The 16,223-nt window shown below is 65.9% G+C and carries 14 protein-coding genes; 5 read left to right on the top strand and 9 right to left on the bottom strand.

Annotated features, from left to right (window positions below):
• Positions 1-35 precede the first annotated feature (35 nt).
• From ACCQ15_RS11485 to ACCQ15_RS11465, 5 genes are all read right to left on the bottom strand, one after another.
• Positions 36-1,256 (bottom strand): NAD(P)/FAD-dependent oxidoreductase, encoded by a 1,221-nt coding sequence (locus ACCQ15_RS11485; protein ID WP_065628013.1) that lies wholly within the window; start codon positions 1,254-1,256, stop codon positions 36-38.
• Between the two features lie 22 nt (positions 1,257-1,278).
• Positions 1,279-1,587 carry a 2Fe-2S iron-sulfur cluster-binding protein gene (locus tag ACCQ15_RS11480; RefSeq protein ID WP_008577916.1) on the bottom strand — a complete coding sequence of 103 codons (309 nt, stop codon included), beginning with the start codon at positions 1,585-1,587 and terminating at the stop codon, positions 1,279-1,281.
• Positions 1,588-1,596: 9 nt separating this feature from the next.
• The gene (locus ACCQ15_RS11475) at positions 1,597-2,778 is read right to left on the bottom strand and encodes a cytochrome P450 (RefSeq protein WP_104613819.1); all 1,182 of its coding nucleotides are present in this window, start codon (positions 2,776-2,778) and stop codon (positions 1,597-1,599) included.
• Between the two features lie 132 nt (positions 2,779-2,910).
• Positions 2,911-3,822, bottom strand: coding sequence for a helix-turn-helix domain-containing protein (locus ACCQ15_RS11470; RefSeq protein WP_122272920.1), 912 nt, complete (start codon positions 3,820-3,822; stop codon positions 2,911-2,913).
• Positions 3,823-4,004: 182 nt separating this feature from the next.
• Entirely contained in the window at positions 4,005-5,135 is a 1,131-nt protein-coding gene (locus ACCQ15_RS11465; protein WP_031422916.1) for a YeiH family protein, read from the bottom strand.
• A 115-nt stretch (positions 5,136-5,250) separates the two neighbouring features.
• Here ACCQ15_RS11465 and ACCQ15_RS11460 point away from each other — a divergent pair, with 115 nt between their 5' ends.
• Positions 5,251-6,174 (top strand): LysR family transcriptional regulator, encoded by a 924-nt coding sequence (locus ACCQ15_RS11460; RefSeq protein WP_209261572.1) that lies wholly within the window; start codon positions 5,251-5,253, stop codon positions 6,172-6,174.
• A 211-nt stretch (positions 6,175-6,385) separates the two neighbouring features.
• Here ACCQ15_RS11460 and ACCQ15_RS11455 read toward each other — a convergent pair whose 3' ends face one another.
• The 4 genes from ACCQ15_RS11455 to ACCQ15_RS11440 all read right to left on the bottom strand — a co-directional run bounded on the left by ACCQ15_RS11455 (position 6,386) and on the right by ACCQ15_RS11440 (position 12,159).
• Complete coding sequence (locus tag ACCQ15_RS11455; RefSeq protein ID WP_031422913.1) at positions 6,386-7,006, bottom strand: DUF8082 domain-containing protein; 621 nt, start codon at positions 7,004-7,006, stop codon at positions 6,386-6,388.
• Positions 7,007-7,050: 44 nt separating this feature from the next.
• Entirely contained in the window at positions 7,051-8,178 is a 1,128-nt protein-coding gene (locus ACCQ15_RS11450) for a Cache 3/Cache 2 fusion domain-containing protein (protein WP_029819529.1), read from the bottom strand.
• Positions 8,179-8,432: 254 nt separating this feature from the next.
• Complete coding sequence (locus ACCQ15_RS11445; RefSeq protein WP_008577924.1) at positions 8,433-9,074, bottom strand: response regulator; 642 nt, start codon at positions 9,072-9,074, stop codon at positions 8,433-8,435.
• Positions 9,067-12,159 (bottom strand): sensor histidine kinase, encoded by a 3,093-nt coding sequence (locus ACCQ15_RS11440; RefSeq protein WP_372380583.1) that lies wholly within the window; start codon positions 12,157-12,159, stop codon positions 9,067-9,069. Before ACCQ15_RS11440 ends, ACCQ15_RS11445 begins: the two co-directional genes overlap by 8 nt.
• A 517-nt stretch (positions 12,160-12,676) precedes the next feature.
• Between ACCQ15_RS11440 and ACCQ15_RS11435 the strand changes: the two genes are divergently transcribed.
• The 4 genes from ACCQ15_RS11435 to ACCQ15_RS11420 all read left to right on the top strand — a co-directional run bounded on the left by ACCQ15_RS11435 (position 12,677) and on the right by ACCQ15_RS11420 (position 16,144).
• Positions 12,677-13,099, top strand: a complete 423-nt coding sequence (locus tag ACCQ15_RS11435) for a helix-turn-helix domain-containing protein (protein ID WP_029819527.1) — start codon at positions 12,677-12,679, stop codon at positions 13,097-13,099.
• Positions 13,096-13,752, top strand: coding sequence for a hydrolase (locus ACCQ15_RS11430; protein ID WP_011347411.1), 657 nt, complete (start codon positions 13,096-13,098; stop codon positions 13,750-13,752). The genes ACCQ15_RS11435 and ACCQ15_RS11430 overlap by 4 nt, the downstream gene beginning before the upstream one ends.
• Positions 13,749-14,183 (top strand): DoxX family protein, encoded by a 435-nt coding sequence (locus tag ACCQ15_RS11425; RefSeq protein ID WP_011347412.1) that lies wholly within the window; start codon positions 13,749-13,751, stop codon positions 14,181-14,183. Before ACCQ15_RS11430 ends, ACCQ15_RS11425 begins: the two co-directional genes overlap by 4 nt.
• A gap of 113 nt (positions 14,184-14,296) precedes the next feature.
• Entirely contained in the window at positions 14,297-16,144 is a 1,848-nt protein-coding gene (locus tag ACCQ15_RS11420; protein WP_071118154.1) for an amidohydrolase, read from the top strand.
• Positions 16,145-16,223: the final 79 nt, after the last annotated feature.

The raw sequence follows: 16,223 nt of genomic DNA, 5'->3' as shown, positions 1-16,223 counted from the left end.
CGCGCGGGCTCGAGCCGGATCGACCAGCCGCATTGCTAGGCGGGGATGAGGCTGGTCAACGCGAAGTTGGGGTCGGCGGCTTGCTGCGGCGTCGGCGAGCGTCCCAGTTCGAGCAGCTTGCGGGCCGCCAGATGATCCTGTGGCCGATTGATCGAGTCCACGGCGCAGAGTTCGCCATCGACGTAGTAGAAGAGGGAGAACGTGCTGGTCGCCAGGTCGCCGCGCACCACCGCCTGCGTGTGGCCTGCGGCAAAGCCGGCCATTTGCAGCCTGACCTCGTACTGCTCCGACCAGAACCAGGGCAACGCAGGGTAGGGGCGATGCTCGCCCAGCAGTGAGGCGGCAGCGGATTTGGCTTGTTCGATTGCATTCTGGACCGACTCCAGCCGCAGCAAACCGCTGCCTGCACGCTGCCGCACCGTGCAGTCGCCGGCACCGACGATGCCGGGGCTGCTACTGCGTGCGCACGCGTCCACGATCAATGCCCCGCGATCGCAAGCCAATCCGGCCTGCTGGGCCAGTTCGCCGTTGGGGATGACGCCGATCCCGACGACGACCAGGTCTGCCGGGAACACGCGCCCGTCCGCGGTGTGGACGGCAGTCACCACGCCGCGATTGCCGCTCAATGCGCTGACGTTGCTGCCCAGTTCGATGGTCGCGCCGTTGTCTCGATGCAGGCGAAGGAAGAAGTCCGCCAGTTGCGGGCTGACGACGCGCGCCATCAGCCGATCGGCCGCCTCCAGCACAACGACCTGCTTGCCGAGCCGCCTGGCGATGGAGGCGAATTCCAGCCCGATGAAGCCGCCACCGATCACCACCACCTGCGAGGTGTGCGGCAGGATCGCGGCAAGCGCGCGAGTGTCGGCCATGTCGCGCAACATGCAGACATGGCCGAGCCCGGCGCCTGGGACCTCCAGCCGGCGGGCGCGTGCGCCGGTGGCAAGACACAGCCCTGTGTAGCCCAGGGTGCTGCCGTCATCCAGGTGCAGCGTGCGGGTGGCGTGTTCGATGCGCATCACCCGGGCGCTGGCATGCCACTGGATGCCCTTGCGGTTCAAGGCCTCGGGTGCGCGAATGTACAGCTGGGTGTCGCTCACCTCGCCCAGCAGAAACCCCTTGGAAAGCGGTGGACGGTGATAGGGCGCGCAGGGCTCGTCCCCCAATAAGACGATGGAGCCCGTATAGCCGCCGCTGCGCAGGGATTCGGCGGTCTGCAGGCCCGCCTGACCCGCACCGACGATGACCATGCCGCTCATCGCGCACCTGCCGTGCGCAGGCTCATGTCTGCCGATCCGGAAAGCGTACGGTCATGTCCGATGTCGGTACGAGCTGGCACGCCAGGCGGCTGTTGCTGCGCCGTTCGGCCGCCACGCTGTCGAGCATGCCGGCCTCCATGTCTAGCAGTGGCAGGTCCTGGCCGCCGGCCTCCACGTAGCAATGGCAGGTGGCGCACGCACAGGAGCCGCCGCACTGCGCTTCGATGCCATCGATGCCGTGATGCATGGCCCCTTGCATCAGGGTCCATCCCGGCGCGAGGTCGACCGCCACGGTCTCGCCGCTCGGTTCGATATAGGTGATGGTGGGCATGGTCGCTTCCTAGTACGCGCGCATGGGCAGATGCGACAGCCCACGGGTGATGCTGTTGGGAATGCGTTGCACCGGCCCGGTCAGCGTGAAGTGGTCGATGTAGCGGGCCAACGCTGCGAATGTGGCCATCCCTTCCAGCTTGGCGAGCGCCTGGCCTGCGCAATTGTGCGTCGCCAGCCCAAATCCCAGGTGATCGACGGGATTGCGCTCGATGTCGAAGCGGTCCGGTTCCGGATAATGGCGTTCGTCGCGATTGGCCGAGGCATAGCTCACGATCACCCGCGCGCCTGCGGGAAGCACGACACCTTCGCCCAGATCGACCTGGCGGGTAGTCACGCGCGAGAGGTGCTGCAGCGGGCCGTCGATGCGGACGATTTCCTGGAAGGCGGCAGATGCCTTGCCCGGATCCTGGCGCAACCTTTCCCACTGCTCGGGATGTTGCGCGAACTGCCATAGCCCATTGCTGATGGCATTGATCGTGGTGTCGAAGGCGGCGATGACATAGCCCTCCATCAGGCCGATGGCCGCTTCGCGCGGGATCTCGCCGCGCTTGCCGGCGGCGGCGACCGTGGAACCGAAGCCACCGGGCGTAAGCCGATCGCGGTCGTAGGTGTCGGCGACGAACGCCCGCATCGCTTCAAGGCGTGGCAGGGCCGCGCGCATGCGTAAGGAGTCCGGGCCACAGGCATCGAAGCAGCCGGCGGCCAGCGCCGCCAGTTCGCCGCGCGCTTCTTCCGGCCATCCGATCAGATCGAAAATGACATTGACCGGCAGATCGTGGGCGACGTCGCGTACGCCATCGAACTGCTCGCGCTGCTGCAGGCTTCTTGCCAGTTCGTCGGCGCGTTGATGGATGGTGTCTTGGACGTGCTGCAGATGGCGTGGACCGAGACGTTCGGTGAACAGCTTGCGGGTGCCACCGTGCATGGGCGGATCGACGCAGATCAGCGCGTGTTCCCACTGCTTGTTGATGACCGGATTGAGCCCGGCGCCCTGCGCGGACGAAAATGTCTGCCAATCCATCAGCGCCTTGCGCACCTGCTCGTAGCGGCCCAGGTAGTAGAGGTCATAGGTGCGCAGGTAGGCGGCAGGCCCGAGATTGCGCAGTTCGGCATAGAGCGGGTAGGGGTCGTGCAACGCGTCGTCGGTAAACAGATCGATATCGCTGCTGATGCGACTCAAGGCATTCATGCGGTGCCGCCTCCGGCTGGTGGTTCGTACCCGACATGGGCACGCGCAGCTTAGAGAGCGCGACGGCGGCAGCGCTTGGCGAGCGACGAAGCAAACTTGACCAGGAGCGAAATCGGCATCCAGCGCTGCACGCTAACCGGCGTTTGCGCCGTTGCGGTAGGCACGTGCGCTGCTGCCGAAGCGTTTGCGGAAGCAGCGGCAGAAATGCGAGACGTCGCTGAAGCCTGCCTCCAGCGCGATCTCGCCGATGGGCGCGGCGACCGGATCGCGCAGGCGCTCGGCCACCCACTGCAGGCGCTGTTCGAGCACATACGCACCGAGGGAGGTGTGCGCGGCAGCGAACAGCAGTTGCACATAGCGGGGCGTGATGCCGAAATGCTGGGCGATGCTCTGCGCACCAAGCCCCGGATCGGCGAGATGCTGATGCACATGCTGGCGCAGGCGCGCCTGCCAGGTGAGCGCGGTGCTCCTTCCCGAATGCGTGCCGGCAGCCGCAGGCCAGGTCAGCGCCAATAGGGCACAGGCGGTGGTCAGCAGCGTCGAAACGTGCTGCCCGGCGCCGAGGTGATCGAGATGCGCGATGAAATTGCCGAGCAACTGGAACTGTTCGCCGCGATAAGCGGTGGCGCTCTGCGCAGCCAACTGATCGGCCAGATCGGTGCCGGGCAGGTAGAGCACGCGTGTGCGGTGATCGCGGCTGCATTCGATGCGATACGGATCGCGCGCGCGCAACACGACCAGTTCGCCGGCTTGCAAACGCGCCTGCCGGCCATGCTGATAGACGTCGCAGCTGCCATGCTCGTTGCGCATCAGGTAGACGCCATCGTAGTTGCTGCTGCGCCTGGAATCGATCGCCACGGGAGTCGACTCGACGGTGGTCAGGTGCATCGAACCGAAGCCTCGCCTCTGCATGCGCGCGCAGAAGCGTTGCGATGCCGGCTCGATCTCCATGTTGTCGAAGGCCGTTCTTACCAGGTCTTTCCAATAGCGCAGGCGCGCGCCGGCTTGGATCGCCGTGGTGTCGAACAGCTCGGTGGTTGGCATGGCGACGTCCTCCGGAACGGAAGCAACGGCTGGCTGACCCGGGGCGGGTCGCAAGATGATGCACGCGATTGCGCCCCTGTCGTTTTGCGGCGCATCAATCTGCAGGTTGGCGAGCGGCTGGCTGATTCCGCGGGGGTGAGATCCACATGCCGTGATGGGATGCACCCATCACGAATTCCACGTCAGTGGAACATTGCGGTGATGCCCACATTGAGGGCAAAGCCGCCGCAAACCAGCCATGCAAACAGAATGGCTGCAAGCGCCAGCGGCCTGATGCCGGCCTTGCGGATGGCCGAGACGTGCGTCGTCAATCCCAGGCCGGCCATGGCCATCGCCAGCAGGACGGTATCGATGTCGATCGCCTGGTGCACCAGCGTCGGTGGCAGCAACGCCAGCGAGTTGAGTCCAGCAACCGCGATGAACCCAAGCGCGAACCAGGGCATCACGACGCTGCCGGGCTGCGTGCGCGCGTTCTGGTCGGTACCGCCATCGCACTTTGAGGGATCTGCGTGCTGTCCCCTGGTTCGAGAAAGATAGGCCGACAGGGCGATAAGAAACGGCGCCAGCAGCATCACCCGCACCATCTTGGCGATCACTGCGGTATTTGCGGCCTGCTCGCCAATGGCGCGACCCGCAGCGACCACCTGTGCCACTTCATGGATGGTGGAACCGGCAAAGACGCCGTATGCCGCCGGCGACAGGGCGAACCCGCGGGAGTGCGCGACCAGGTGATACAGCACCGGGTACAGGAACATCGCCAGCGTGCCGAACACCACCACCGTGGCCACCGCGACCATCACCTGTTCGGCGCGGCCGCGGACGACGGGTTCGGCGGCCATCACGGCGGCTGCACCGCAGATCGAGCTACCCGCACCGATCAGCATCGCCGTGGTGCGGTCCAGGCCGAACACGCGCATGCCAACGAAACAGGCAAGGCCGAAGGTACTGCACAGCACCGCCGCGTCGATGGCAACACCAGTCCAGCCGACGTTGCCGATGTCCTGGAAGGTCAGGCGCAGGCCGTACAGGACGATGCCCAGCCGCAGCAGGGTAGCCTTGGAAAAACGCACGCCCGGGTCGGCGTTCGCAGCCAGGCGCGGATAGAACGTGTTGCCGGCCAGCATGCCGAGCAGGATGGCCAGGGTCAGCGCGCTGACGCCGTTGGCCTGCAGCCCGCCGATCTTGCCCAGCTGCATCGACGCGCCAGCCAGCAGGCCCGTCAATGCAAGACCGGGCACCAACTGGCGCAGGCGCCGGGTGGCCCCAGCGGCATGGCCTTGCAAAAGGTTGGGTGGGGCAGGTGTGCTGTACATGGTGGTTTCATCGCAACGCGCGGCAGGCAGGAGCGCACTGTGGACTGCCCGGAACTATCCAACAAACGGATAATTTCGTTATAACCTAGCGATAAAACAGGTAATCGATAGCTCCATGCGCCTGACCCTGCGGCAGCTCCTGATCTTCACGGCCGTGGCCGATACCGGCAGCACTACTGCGGCCGCAGAGCGTGTGGCGCTGTCGCAGTCGGCTACCAGCGGTGCGCTCAATGAACTGGAGAGCCTGCTCGGCGCGCAGCTGTTCGACCGCATCGGCAAGCGTTTAATGCTCAACGACAATGGCCGTGCATTGCTGCCGCAGGCCAGGGCAGTGCTCGATGGCGTGCAGCAGATCGAAGGCCAGTTCGGCCTTGGGAGTGCCGCTGCCGCGGCTGCGCCGTTGCTCACGCGCCTTCGCGTGGGGGCCAGCACCACCATCGGCAACTATGTGTTGCCGTCGCTGATTGCCAGCTATCGAAGCGCGTGGCCGGGCGCGGCGGTGGACGTGGTCATCGGCAACACACGCGAGGTGGCCGCCGCGGTGAGCCGGTTGGAGGTGGATATCGGCTTGATCGAAGGCCCGTGCCATGAGGCAGACCTCCAGGTCGTGCCTTGGCGACAGGACGAGCTGGTGATCGTGGCGGCACCGACGCATGCATTGGCGCAGGCCGCCATGCAGGCACGGGTTCCGTTGAAGGCCTTGCGACAGGCGCACTGGCTGCTTCGCGAGCCCGGCTCCGGCACGCGCGAGGCGGTAGAACGGGTCTTACTGCCGCACCTGCATCATCTGCACAGCGATCTGCAGCCGGGCAGCACCGAGGCGATCAAGCAGGCGGCGGCAGAAGGACTGGGACTGGCCTGCCTATCGCTGTGCGCGGTGCAGGACCTGGTGACGCTGGGCAGGCTGGTGATTCTGCAGACCACCTTGCCGCGGCTGACCCGGCGCTTTTACCGGATCCAGCACCGGCAAAAACGTCTGTCGGGCAATCTGCAGCGCTTCGTGGCGCATTGCGATCTGCATGAGCTGCGCGCTTGCTGATGGATGGCCGACATGCCGAGCCTGGGTCGGATGCCATGATCTATCGTCACGCTGGCCACTGCGCACGCTTCGCAGACCAGCAACGCATAGCCGATGTTCGGCCTGCCTCGACGTGGCTTGATGTTGCAACGCATGGCCGGCGCCCTTGCCGCGCCCAAAAAAAAGCCGCGCAGTGCGCGGCCTTGATGCAGGAGCCGAACTGAGATGCTCCTCAGCGAACCTTAGCCAATGCCACGCGGGCGTCGGCCATGAACTTCTGTGCTTCCTGGGGTGTCGCCAGGTTGGCGGCGAGCTGGCTGAGCACCTGCTCGATGTCGCTGGAGGCGTCCCAGGCTTCATCGCACAGCATGCCGGCGATCGGGCCGAGGTAGTTCAATGCGACCGATTCCAGTGCACTGCGAACGCGCTCGTCGGGCCCGGCGTTGTCGCCACCGGCGACCGGCGCCGCACTCGCGCTTGCGACAGCTGCGGCAGGTGCCGGTGTCGGGGCAACCGGCGCACGCACCGGCGACGGTGCGCCGCCGAGATCCTGTTCAAAACCGCCCATCAACCACTGCCGCGAGTCGTCGCTCAACAGCGAGGGTTTGCCCAGGCCCGCCCCGGGGTCGGCCTGGAAGCGCGCCTTGGCCGCGTTGACCATGGTGAGGCGTTGCACCGCCTCGTCATTGCGCAGCATGCGGAACACCACTTCTTCGATCTGCCCGCTGTTGATGCGGACGATGCAGGAGTGGTTTTCCTCGGTGACGATGAACAGAAAGCCGGACGCCTTCTTCAATGCCAGCGCTTTGAGCTCGCGCAGGATCTCGATCAGCGGACGGAATTCAGTGGACATGGCGTCTTCCTTGCAGCATCAGGTACGGAATGGGTGACAGCGACTCAGCGTTTGCTGAGGCGCTCCATGGCCAACCGGACGCTGTTGGACAAGCGGGAGATGGCGCGCGCCAGCGTACCGATTTCATCTTTGAGGTTGACCTCTGCGATGGTGTGGTTCCACTTGCCCAGGCTCAGCTCTTCGGCCACGGTGGTCAAGTGCTGGATCGGGCGCAACACGCGGCTCCAGATCAAGGCCCACTGCAGGCCGAGCAACAAGGCGCAGACCAGCAGACCGATGCCGGCGATCCACAGCGACTGGCGCACAATCACGCCATTGACGTCGCTTTTGGGATAGGCCGAGACCAGGGTGAAGCCCCAATCGGGTACCTGTTCCTTGGTGACGACCCAATCATCCGGGGTGTCCTTGACGATACGCTCGATGGTGGCGGTATCGGTGGTGGCGCCGGTGGTGGACTGGAAGCGCAGCTTGTTCTTGCTGTCGAACACGGCAATGAAGCCGGAGTCGAGCACGCGACGGCTGCTGACCACGTTTTCCAGCGCCTGGGTGTCTGCCTTGTAACCGACGTACCACGCACCGATCACGCGCTTGTCGTTGCCGGCAAAGATCGGCTCGTAGCCGGTGACGTACGGGTTGCCGAGAATATCGACCACGCCGTAGAAGCTTTCCCCGTTACGCAGCTTGGCAGCGGCCTGGCCGTTCGGATCGAGCACGGTGCCGATGGCGCGGCTGCCGTCGTCCTTCTTGACGTTGGTGGAGATACGCACGAAGTCGTCGCCGGTACGCGAGAACAGCGTTGCGGTACCTTCGTGGATGGCGGTGACCTCGTCCACCAAGGTGAAGGCATTTGCCTGCGAGCGCTGGCCCAGCAGCAGGTCATTGGCGCTACGATCGGCAACGCGGACGTCGCCGCCAACGCTGGGAGCGCCTTCCTTGTTGGCTTCCCTGCGCAGCTGGCGCATGGAGGAATTGACGCGGTCGAGCATCATCGCGCGGGTGACCGCGAACAAGGTCTGCAAGGACACCGACTGGCGTTCGATCGCGTCGCCGGCTTCGAACTTGACCCGGTTCGCTTCGGTAATGGCCAGAATGACCGTCAGTGCCACCACCACAACCAGCACCAAGGCCAGCACCGGCAACAGCAGGCGCACCCGCAAAGAGTGACGAAGCATCGCAATTCCCCTGAACGCGTTTAAATGAGTGAGTCGAGTGCCGCCGCAGCGCAGTGCGGCGGTTGGACGTAGCCGTTATCGGCTGCCGAACCAGATGCTGAAGCGGCCCCCATGCCGCTTGGCGGTGCATACGATAGCGTAAGCCGATCGGTTTGAGCGTGCGGAGCTATCGCGCGTGTCGCCTCGCGTTCAAGAATGGTCGACCGCGTAGCAAAAGCCGCCGCTGGCTGGGCCCAGGATGGGCGAGCCGCCGCTCAGGTCTCCAGCGACAGGATCCCCCGCCGCAGCGCGACGGTGACCGCATGGGTGCGATCGCGCACGCCGAGCTTGCCCAGGATGTTCTTCATATGGGCCTTGACGGTTTCTTCGGAGATGCTCAAGGCACTGCCGATCTGCTTGTTGGAGCAGCCGGTGGCGACCAGGTTCAGCACTTCGGTCTCGCGCGCGGACAGGGCATCGTCGAGCACATGGGCGGCGATGTTTTCGGCAACCGAGGCCGGCACGTGCCGGCGCTGGCCGCGGCGCACGTCGCGGATGGTGTCGACCAGCTCGCGGCGCAGCGCGCTCTTGAGCAGGTAGCCGCAGGCGCCTGCCTGCAGGGCGCGCACCGCGCGCACGTCGCCGGTATAGGTGGTCAGCACGATGACCTTGGCGGCGGAGTCGACCTGGCGGATGCGCTGGATGGCCTCGACCCCGTCCACGCGTGGCATCTGCAGATCCATCAACACCACGTCCGGGCGCAGGCGGATGTAGCAGGCTACTGCCTGCTCGCCGTCTTCCGCTTCGCCGACCACGCGCATGTCGTGCTCGGCGGCGAGCATGGCACTGAGCCCATCGCGCAGCAGCGGATGGTCGTCTACCACCAGCACCCCGGTTGGTCGGGCCATCTCAGCCATTGGAACTCTCCGTGGGTCGTGCGGTGTGAAATGGCCACCACCACCGCTTGGCGCGCAGGTAGGCGGCACGGGCGGCCAGGGTGATCTGGATTTCGGTGCCGCTGCCGGGACGCGACCACAGCTGCATCTTGGCGCCGATGCGCTGCGCGCGTTCCTGCATGCCGGTCAGGCCCCAGTGCCCGGTGCGGGCGTGGCCGTGCAGCACGTCCGGGTCCAGGCCGCGGCCATCGTCGCGGATGCGCAGCGTGAAGTCACGAGAACCGTAACGCAGTTCCAGCGCGATGGCGGTGGCGTTGGCGTGCCGGTCGGCATTGGCGAGCGCTTCGCGCCCGAGTTGGAACAGCTCGTCGGCCACCAAGGGACGCAGGCGCATGGGCCGGCCTTCGACGCAGACCTGCAGTGCGGCCGTTGGCGGCGGCATGGTGGCGTTGCGCGCCCGTTGCAGGGCGGCGGCCAGGTCTTCGTGCAGGGACTGGCTGTCGCGCAAGCCGTTGACGCGGTCGCGGCCTTCGGCAAGCGCGTTTTCGGCCAGATCCACCGCCTGTTCCAGCTCCAGCCGGCGCGGATCGTTCCAGGGAAGCGAGCGGCTGGCAGTATGCAGCCGCAGGATCAGCCCCTGGGTGCCCTGCAGCAAGGTGTCGTGCAATTCGCGGGCGATGCGTTCGCGTTCGCGGTAGCGCTCTTCCAGACGCGCGCGCAGGCGCCCGGCCACCTGCCGGGTCCGCATGCGCCAGGCAACGCCCAGCGCCAGTAGCGACGCCAGCGCGCAGCAGGCCTTGAACTGCCAGGTCTGGATGAAGGCCGGTTCGATGACGAAGGCCAGGGTGTCGCCGCGTGCATTCCACAGGCCGTCGTTGTTGGCGGCCGCAATACGGAAGCGGTAACGCCCCGGTGCAAGGTTGGTATAGAAGGCCTCGTTGCGGTTGCCGGCGTCCTGCCAGCGTGCATCCACCCCCTCCAGCCGGTAGCGGAACCGCACGCGCTCCGGGCGGGTGAGGCTGATGGCGTCGTAGCCGATGCGCAGACGGTCGGTCCACTTGGGCAGGTGCAGGCCGTCCTGACGCGGGTAAGGCCGGTCGTTGGCAACCACCTCGGTGATGAAGACCTTCGGCGCGGTCGGGTTGCGATAGGTTCGCTCGGGGTCGAGCCAGGCCAGGCCCTGGTTGGTGGTGAACCAGAGCAGGCCATCGGCCGCGGCGATCGCGGTCGGCACCGGGGTGGCCTGCTGGGCGACGCCGGGCAGGCCATCCATGATGTCGTACAGGCGCAGCGTGGGGCTGACCAGGCCGTTGCGCAGGCTGCGCAGCAATGCCTGCCGGCCGATTTGCACGACGCCACGATTGCCGTTCAACCAGAAGGTGTCGTGACGGTCGCGCGCGATGCCGGTGATGCCCTGCAACACCGGATTGGCCTGATCGGCCACCTGCTGGAAGCGGCCATCGCTGCCGAGCACTGCCAGCCCGCTTTCGCCGGCCACCAGGGTGAGGGCTGCGCTGCGCCAAATGGCGGTGATCGGGCCGACCGACAAGCCGTTGTTGGCGGTGTAGTGCTGCACCTGCCCGCCACGCAGCACGCTGAGCTCGCCTGTGACGCTGCCTACCCACAGCGCGCCATCGGGCGCGGCCACCAGGACCGAACAGGGTTGGTCCTGCAAGCTCGCAATCGGCTGCCAGCGATGGCCGTCCCAGCGCTGCGGGCCGCTGGCATCGGGACACGCCCAGGGCGAGCCCTGGGCATCGACGGCAAACGCGCGGATCGATCCGGTGCGCGCATCCTGCGGCAGGGGCAGGGAGTGAGTGCGGCCTGCGTGCAGGCGCAGCAGGCGGTTGTCGCCGAGCAACCAGCCGTTGGCGTTGGACGGCACCTGGAGCACGCCGACAGGCGCGCCGCGTTGCAGGGCCTGGATGCCGGTCCGCGTCAATGCCAGCTGGCGCTCGTCGCGCAGGACCGCCAGCAACACCGGTGCACTTGGCGTGGCGACGGTTGCAAAGACCGCCACCGCCGTGGTCTGGCCGGGCAGCAATGCCGCCAGCGGCAGCAGGGCCCGATGGCGGAAGCGGTTGAGCCCCAGATTGGTGCCGGCCCAGAGGTTGCCTTCGTGGTCTTCCAGCAGCGGGCCGGCAGTGGAGGAGGTCAGACCCTGCAGCGGGCCATAGCGTTCGAGCACCGGCGCCGGCGATGTGGGTTGGGCGACACGGAACACCCCGCCTGCGATGTAGTCGCTGCCCCACAGCGCGCCATCGCGCATGAAACGGATGCGGTGCGCGAACAAGCCGGGAAACTGCAGCCGGTTGCGTGCCACGGCGGGTAACACCACGCCATGCGCATCGGTGAGCGCGAACACGCCGCGGTGCGGATCGGCGACCCAGATCGCGCCGCCCGGGTGCTCGGCCATGGTGGTGAAGTGCCCGACCTGCTGGCCACTGGATTCGAAGCGTCGTGCACCCGGTTGCAGCGACAGGATGCGGCTGCCATCGCTCACCCACAAGATGCCGCGGCGATCGCGCAGCAGCCATTGCGCGCTGGATTCCGGGTAGCCCCAGTCGGCACCGGCGCGATGCCAGCGTTGTCCGTCAAACCAGCACAGCCCGCCATCGATGGCGGCCCACAGACGGCCGCTGCCATCGCGCTCGATGCGGAAGACCATCCCATCCGGCACATCCTTGCCGGGGACGAAATGGGTGAGATGGCCGTCGGCCAGGCGATCGATGCCGGCATTGAAATAGCCGATCCACGCGCCGTCGTCGGTGGTCAGCGACAGTGCGGTCATGTTGTGCGATGCATAGGCTTCGCCCTCCGGCGCTGCCTGCCGGGTGAAGTGTTCGCCGTCGAACTTGAACAGCCCGAAGCCAGTCGCCAGCCACAGCGCGCCGCCATCGGCTTGCTGGATGTCCCAGATGTCGGCCGGCGCACCGCGCTCGATGCTCCAGGCCGTGTGGTGGAACTGCAGCAGCCCGTCGCGAGTCGCGGCGATGCTGGCTGCGCAGGCAGGACGACAGAGCAGGAGTAGCCACCACAGCGCCACCACCGCTGCCGCGCGCAAGCGCGACAAGCAAAGCGAATGGATGACGGACGCATGCGGCATCGCATCATTGTCGGGCGGGATCGGGGGAAGCACCACCACCTCTTTCGGGGGAGGGACGTGCGGGAAGAATTCGTTTAGCGACTGACTCAGGCCGCGCGCGTGATGCGCGAACCGTAGGGCGGCGCGCAACGCCTCGGCATGCTGCAGCCTCACTGCACCGCGTTGCGGTTGCGGTTGCTTGGCGGTCGCCGCGACGCGCTGTTGCATGTTGATCGCGATATTGAACAACCGCGCGCCGTCTGATCAGCGCGATGTGTGGCGATGCGTCTGCGCTCTCTGGATCGCACTGGCACTGCACCGGGGCATGACGCCGCGCTCGATCGAACGCGCATTGCATCCAGGCCGCTGCCCGTGGCGAAGACGTGCAAGCGCTCCCCCGAAAGAGGGAAAGATTCGCCTCACCATCAGGGGTAGGGCAACGAGGCTGTCCCCGGCACCATGCGGTCATTCCCCCCGGAGACGCCCCGTGGCACCTCTGACTGCCATCGCTTGCCCCGAGACGCGTGCTGCAGGACGCATGCAAACGCAGGCGCCGCGTGTGCGCGCTGTTGCGCGCGCAATGCAGTACATCGACACGCATCTGTACGAACCTGTCAGCGTGGCGCATCTCGCGCAAGCTGCCTGTCTGAGCCGCTTCCATTTCGCCCGCGTATTTCGCGATGCGGTCGGCGCCAGTCCAATGGAATACCTGCGTCATCGTCGGCTCGAACGTGCCCAGGCGATGTTGCGCGAAGGCCGCCACACCATCAGCCAGATCGCCACCGATCTGTGCTTCTTCGATCAAAGCCACTTCGTTCGCAGCTTTCGCAACGCCACCGGGTGCACGCCGGCGCGTTTCGCCGCGCAGACGGCGATGGAGACATGCGGGGCTGCACACATGCCCTCATCGCAGCGGCGCGGCGATGAATCGGTGTCACTTTCCATGGAGCAACCCGCATGACCACTGCAATTGCCGTGCCCGGCACATCCTTGCTATCGCCTGGCGATCACACCCTGATTCTGATCGACCATCAATCGCAGATGGCGTTCGCCACGCACACCATCGACATTTCGGCGCTGCGCAACAATGTGTCCTTGATTGCAAAGGGCGCCAAAGGCTTCAAGGTGCCGGTGATCCTGACCACCGTCGCAGAAAAATCGTTCTCCGGCCCGTTGTTCCCGGAGTTGCCGGACATCTTTCCGGATGAGCCGGTATTGGATCGCACCAGCATGAACGCCTGGGAAGACCAGGGCGTGATCGATCGCATCAACGCACTCGGCAAGCAGCGTCTGGTGATCGCCGGTCTGTGGACCAGCGTGTGCATCGTGGGCCCGACACTGTCGGCGATCGACCAAGGGTTCGAGGTGTACGTCATCACCGATGCTTGCGGCGACGTGAGCGACGAGGCGCACGAACGTGCCGTTATGCGCATGGTGCAGGCCGGCGCTGCGCCCATGACCAGTGTGCAGTACCTGCTGGAATTGCAGCGCGACTGGGCACGTAGCGACACCTATGCGCTGACCACCGGCATTGCACGCGCGCATGCTGGCGGCTACGGGATCGGCATCCAGTACGCCAAGAGCATGTTCGGTGCGCAGGAAGGCGGGCATTGAACCTATCGGCACCACGTGGCACCGCCGGACTTTCGTCAGCGTTGCTGATGCTGCGCATCGCCGGCGGCGGCTTCCTGCTGCCGCATGGGCTGGGCAAGTTGCTGGGCTGGTTCGGTGGACCGGGCCTGACCGGGTTCGCCGCCGAGTTGCAGCAGTTCGGCCTTCCATCCGCTGCACCGTTACCGCTGCTGCTGGCCCTGATGCAGACCCTCTCCGGGCTGGCGGTCTTGCTGGGAATGTGGACGCGTGCCAGCGCCGCATTGGCAGCGCTGTTCATCGCAACCACCGTGCTGGTTGCCATTCCCAACGGATGGTTCTGGATGCACGGCGGCATGGAGTATCCGCTGATGTGGATGGTCGTCTTGCTGTCACTGGCTGCAGTCGGTGGTGGCGACTGGTCGCTGGATCGTCTGCGTAGGCGCGCGGCATGAGCCCCACTGCGGGCAATCACGATGCCGGTCGACGCTTGTGGATGCAGGGCGCCGCAGCCGGTCTTGCGTTGGGTGCATTGCCGGCTGCCTCGTCTGCGTCAGGGAAGTCTCCCATGGTCGATCTCGTCGTTCGCAATGCGCGCATTACCACGCTCGATCCGCGCCAGCCCAGTGCCACTGCCATCGCCGTTGCCGATGGACGCATCGTGGCAGTCGGCGACGATGCGCAGATCATGGCCTTGGCGCAGGGCATGCGCACCATCGATGCGCAGCGGCGGCGGTTGCTGCCCGGCCTCAACGACAGCCACACCCATCTGATCCGTGGTGGTCTGAACTACAACCTGGAGCTGCGCTGGGATGGCGTGCGCTCGCTGGCCGACGCCATGGCCATGCTGAAGGTGCAGGTCGATCGCACGCCAGCGCCGCAGTGGGTGCGCGTGGTTGGCGGTTTCACTGCGCATCAGTTCGCTGAAAAGCGCCTGCCCACGCTCGAGGAGATCAACGCCATCGCGCCGGACACGCCGGTGTTTCTGTTGCATCTGTACGACCGTGCCTTGCTCAATCGTGCCGCGCTGCGAGCCTGCGGCTACGACAAGACCACGCCGGATCCGCCGGGCGGGCGCATCGAGCGCGACAAGTTGGGCAACCCCACGGGGTTGCTGCTGGCCAAGCCCAACGCGTTGATCCTTTACGCAAGTCTGGCCAAAGGCCCGCGTCTGCCGCTGGAATACCAGGCCAATTCCACTCGCCATTTCATGCGCGAGCTCAACCGGCTCGGGATCACCTCGGTGATCGACGCCGGTGGTGGTTTCCAGAATTATCCGGAGGATTACCAGGTCATCGAACAGCTGCACGCAGCCGGCCAACTGAGCGTGCGCATTGCCTATAACCTGTTCACCCAGAACAAGGGCAGGGAGGTCGAGGACTTCCGCGGCTGGACCGACTTACTGCCGGTGCGCAAGGGCGATGACCTGCTGCGTCACAACGGCGCCGGCGAGATGCTGGTGTTTTCCGCGGCAGACTTCGAACAATTCAGCGAGCCGCGCCCAGAGCTGCCGGCGGCGCTGGAGCCCGAGCTGGAGCAGGTGGTGCGGCTATTGGTGGAAAAGCGCTGGCCATTTCGTATCCATGCGACATACGACCAAAGCATCGCGCGCATTCTCGATGTCTATGAAAAGGTCAACGCCGACATCCCGTTCGACGGCCTGCATTGGTTCATCGACCATGCCGAAACGATTACCCCGCGCAATATCGACCGCATCCGCGCCTTGAACGGCGGCATCGCCGTGCAGCATCGTATGGCCTACCAGGGCGAGGCGTTCGTGCAGCGCTACGGTGTGCAGGCTGCAAAACAGACGCCGCCAGTGCGACGCATGCTCGCAGCGGGAATTCCGGTCGGCGCAGGCACCGATGCCACGCGCGTGGCCAGCTACAACCCGTGGGTGGCGCTGTCGTGGCTGGTCACCGGCCGCACGGTGGGCGGTCTGGCCCTGTATGGCGAGGACAATCTGCTCGATCGCGAACAGGCGTTGCGCTTGTGGACGCAGGGCAGCGCCTGGTTTTCCGGCGACGAGACCCGCAAGGGCACCTTGGCGGTAGGGCAGTTGGCCGACTTCATCGTGTTGTCTGACGATTACTTCCGCATCGACGATGCGGCCATCGCCGACATCACCAGCGTGCTGACCGTGCTGGGCGGGCGTGTTGTGCATGGCGATGGCGACTTTGCCGCGCTCGCTCCCACGCTGCCGCCTGCCATGCCGGACTGGTCGCCGGTGAATCGGTTCGGCGGCTATCAGGTTGGAGGCGCGGTAAGCGGGCTGTCCGCTGCAACGCACACGCATGCACACGGCCACGCGTGTCGTGCCCACGGCGCGCACGCGCACGCCGGGCAACATGCGGTCCCCACCGATGATCTACGTAGTTTCTGGGGCGCCTTGGGATGCGCGTGCTTCGCGTTCTGATGGCGGTATCGCCAGCACATCTGCGTGCCTGTGCGTTGCGCGCGGCACACCTGTGCGTTGTCTGTTTCGTCCCATTGCC

Source organism: Xanthomonas sp. NCPPB 1754, from assembly GCF_041475725.2.
GTDB lineage: Bacteria > Pseudomonadota > Gammaproteobacteria > Xanthomonadales > Xanthomonadaceae > Xanthomonas > Xanthomonas euvesicatoria.
The sequence above is the reverse complement of the archived record's forward strand: the minus strand, read 5'-3'. Positions and strand labels throughout refer to the sequence as shown.